1 protein-coding gene is annotated in these 4142 nt (G+C 75.1%); it reads right to left on the bottom strand.

Features of this window, described 5'->3' with window-relative positions; all coding sequences use genetic code 11:
- Positions 1-4142: SDR family NAD(P)-dependent oxidoreductase (locus ABZ172_RS30000; protein WP_356888499.1), on the bottom strand; the 4142-nt coding region annotated here is incomplete at both ends.

Genomic DNA, 4142 nt, shown 5'->3' with positions numbered 1-4142 from the left:
TCCAACGCCGCAGCACACTCCCCCAACCGCTCCGCAAAAACCGGCACCTCCCCCAACAACTCCACCGCCATACCCACCCACTGCGACCCCTGACCGGGGAAGACCAGGACGACGCGGTCGTCGGAGGCGGTGGCCGTGCCCTGCACGAGGCCGGACGTCCGTCGGCCCGCCGCGAGGTCGGCCAGGGCACGCACCGGGTCGGGGTGGTGCGCCCCGAGGAGGACGGCCCTGTGGTCGAGCACGGCGCGGGTGGTGGCGAGGGCGTGGCCGATGTCGTCGGCGCGTGCGGTCCCGGTGGCGCCCTCGGCCGCCGGCAGGAGGCGCCGGGCCTGGTCGCGCAGGGCCTCGTCGGAGGACGCGGACAGGATCCAGGGCGTGCTCGTGCCGGCGGGCCGGTGGTCGTCGGTGCCGGCCTCGGTGTCCGGTCCCTGCTCCAGGACCACGTGGGCGTTGGTGCCGCTGACTCCGAACGAGGAGACGGCGGCGCGCCGGGGTCGCCCGGTCTCGGGCCAGTCGCGTGGCTCGGCGAGGAGCGCCACCGTGCCGGAGGACCAGTCGACGTGGCCGGTGGGCTCGTCGGCGTGCAGCGTCCTGGGCAGGGTGCTGTTCCGCAGGGCGAGGACGGTCTTGATCACGCCCGCCACGCCGGCGGCGGCCTGGGTGTGCCCGATGTTCGACTTCACCGACCCCAGCCACAACGGCCGCTCCGGATCACGCCCCCGCCCGTACGTCGCCAGCAGCGCCCCGGCCTCGATCGGATCACCCAGCTTCGTGCCCGTGCCGTGCGCCTCCACCACGTCCACGTCCGAGGTTCCGAGCCCCGCATCGGCCAACGCGTCCCGGATCACCCGCTGTTGGGCGGGACCGCTGGGGGCGGACAGACCGTTGGACGCACCGTCCTGGTTCACCGCGCTCCCCCGCACCACCGCGAGGACCCGGTGACCGTTCCTGCGGGCGTCGGCGAGGCGCTCGACGACGAGGACGCCGACTCCCTCGGAAAACCCGGCGCCGTCCGCGCCCGCGCCGAAGGCCTTGCTCCGGCCGTCGGGTGCCAGGCCGCCCTGCCGGGTGAACTCGGTGAAGATGCCCGGGGTGGACATGACGGTGACGCCGCCGGTCAGGGCGAGGTCGCACTCGCCCTGCCGCAGCGAACGCACCGCCAGGTGCAACGCGACCAGGGACGAGGAACAGGCCGTGTCGACCGTGAGAGCCGGACCCTCCAGCCCCAGGGTGTAGGCGACCCGGCCGGAGAGCACGCTGCCGATGTTGCCCGTGGCGACGTATCCGGCGGTCTCCTCGGGGACGTCCGGGCCTGCGGCGAGGTAGTCGCCGCCGTTGGTGCCGGTGAACACGGCCGTGCGGGTTCCGTGCAGTCCGGTCGGGTCGATACCGGCGTGTTCGAGGGCCTCCCAGGAGGTCTCCAGCAGCAGCCGCTGCTGCGGGTCCATCGCCAGCGCCTCACGGGGCGAGATGCCGAAGAACTCCGCGTCGAAGTCGGCCGCGTCGTGCAGGAATCCGCCTTCGTGGGCGCTCGACGTGCCCGCGCGGAGGGGGTCGCCGGGGGCCCGGAGCGCGTCGAGGTCCCAGCCGCGGTCCTCGGGGAACGGGGTGATGGCGTCGCCCCCGTCGCGGAGCAGGTTCCACAGGTCCTGCGGGGAGCGGACCTCGCCGGGGAAGCGGCAGCTCATGCCCACGACGGCGATCCGGTCGTCCTCGTCCGCCGGAGCCGGGGCGTGGACGTCCGCGGCGGCGGGCTCCGGGACCGGTTCCGTGCCGCCGGTGGCGGCGGCCAGCTCGTCCCGCAGGTGGGCGGCGAGCGCGCGGGCGTTGGGGTGGTCGAAGACGACGGTGGAGAGCAGCCGCAGTCCGGTCACGTGGTTCAGGCGGTTGCGGAGTTCGACGGCGGTGACGGAGTCGAAGCCGAGGTCGCGGTAGGCGGTCGTGGGGTCGACGGCGTCGGGGCCGGAGTGGCCGAGGACCTGGGCGGCCTGTTCGCGGACGAGGGTGAGCAGGGCCGCCTGCTGGGCGGCCGGGTCGCCCTGTGCGGTGATCCGGGCGCCGAGTCCGTCGGCGGTGGCCGGGGCTTCGGCCGTCCGGGCGTCGGTCGCCGCGGTCCGGCGGCACTCGGGCAGATCGGCGAGGAACGGGCTGGGCCGGGTGGCGGTGTACGCCGTGTGGAACCTGTCCCACTCCACGTCGGCGACCAGGACGGCCGGTTCGGTGCTGCCGGCCACCGCGAGGAGGGCGGCGGCCGCGAGGTCCGGGTCCATCACGGGCAGTCCGTGGCGGCCGGCGGTCGCCTCGATGTCCCCCTCGGTGGCCATGCCCCGCTCGTCCCAGATGCTCCAGGCGATGGAGGTGGCGGGCAGTCCCAGGGCGTGCCGCTGTTCGGCGAGGGCGTCCAGGTAGGCGTTGCCGGGTGCGTAGTTGCCCTGTCCGGAGGCGCCCAGGGTGCCGGCCAGGGAGGAGAAGAGCACGAAGGCGTCGAGTTCGGTGTCCCGGGTCAGCTCGTGCAGATGCCGTGCGCCGTCGGCCTTGACCCGCAGGACCCGGTCGATCCCGTCGGGGGTGATGCCCTCGACGACGGAGTCGTCGAGGACGGCGGCGGTGTGCACGACCGCCGTCAGCGGGCAGTCGGGCGGCACCGTGGCGAGCAGGTCGGCGACGGCCGTCCGGTCCGCCACGTCGCAGGCGGCGAGGGTGACGCGGACGCCGGTCGCCTCCAGCTCGGCGCGCAGTTCGGCGGCTCCGGGCGCGTCGGGTCCGCGCCGGCCGGCCAGCAGGAGGTGTTCGGCGCCGTTCCCGGCGAGGTGGCGGGCGACCCGGGAGCCGAGCCCGCCGGTTCCGCCGGTCACCAGGACGGTGCCGCGCGGGCGCCATGCGGGCCGGGCGCCGGGGGCGTCGGCGTGCGTGAGGCGGCGGACGAGGGCACCGGACGGGCGCAGGGCGACCTGGTCCTCGCCGGTTCCGCCGGTCAGGAGCGCCGCGAGGAGGCGTCCGGATGCCGTGTCGGGCCGGGTCGGCAGGTCGACCAGGCCGCCGATCCGCTCCGGGTGCTCCAGGGCCGCGATCCTGCCGAGGCCCCAGACCATGTGCTGGGCAGGCGCGTCGTCCCGGACGGTACGCGCGTCCGTGGGGGTGGCGGTGACCGTGTCGTGGGTCAGGAACCACAGGCGTCCGCCGGTCCCCGTGTCACCGAGCGCCTGGAGCAGGGCGACGGTCGTGGTCAGGCCGGTGCGCGCGACGCCGTTCCGGTTGCCGGCTCCGTCGGTGACGGTCAGCAGGGACAGCACTCCGGCGAGTTCGCCGTCGGGCAGCCGGCCGGCGATGTCCTCCCGGGTGGCGTCCCCGGTCAGGGTGAGCGTGGTGAGGTCGCCGCCGTGGTCGCGTACGGCGGCGGCCACGCTGTCGGCGCACTCGGCCGCCGTGGCGGAGTCCGCCGGTACGGCCAGGAGCCAGCTGCCGGACAGATCGGGGCTGCCGGACGGGGTGGCCAGGGTGGTGGGGACCCAGCGCACGTGGTACTGCCAGGAGTCGACGGCGGCCGCGGTCGTACGGTCGCTGTGCCAGGTCCGCAGGGCGGGCAGGACCTCGCTCAGGGTGCTGCCGTCCATACCGAGGAGACCGGCCAGGGACGCGGGGTCGTCGCTCTGCACGGCGTCCCAGAAGCCCGTGTCGTCGACGGTGTGCGGCAGGTCCTGAGCGGTGGCCGGCCCGCGCAGGGTGTCGAGGTCCCACCAGTAGCGTTCACGCTGGAAGGCGTAGGTGGGCAGGTCCACATGGACAGCGCCGCCACCGGTGCCGGAACCCGCATCGGCACCGGCACCGGCATCGGCGAACGCCCGCGTCCAGTCGACGGGCACTCCGTGGGCGAAGGCCTCGCCGAGGGAGGCGAACAGGCGTCGCGCTCCTCCGTCGTCGCGGCGCAGCGTTCCGGTGACCGCGGCCTCCTGGCCGGCTGCCTCCAGGGTGTCCTCCACCGCCGCGGTCAGCACCGGGTGGGCGCTGACCTCGACGAAGGCTCCGATGTCCGTCGCGGCCAAGGCCCGTACGGCTTCTTCGAACCGGACGCGGTGGCGGAGGTTGCGCACCCAGTACGCCGCGTCCGGGACCTCGTCACCGAGCCAGTCACCTGTCACCGT

Origin of the sequence: Streptomyces sp. NPDC006296, from assembly GCF_040613235.1 — a bacterium.
Lineage (GTDB): Bacteria > Actinomycetota > Actinomycetes > Streptomycetales > Streptomycetaceae > Streptomyces.
Note: the sequence above shows the minus strand (reverse complement) of the source record. Positions and strands in the feature narration are given on the sequence as shown.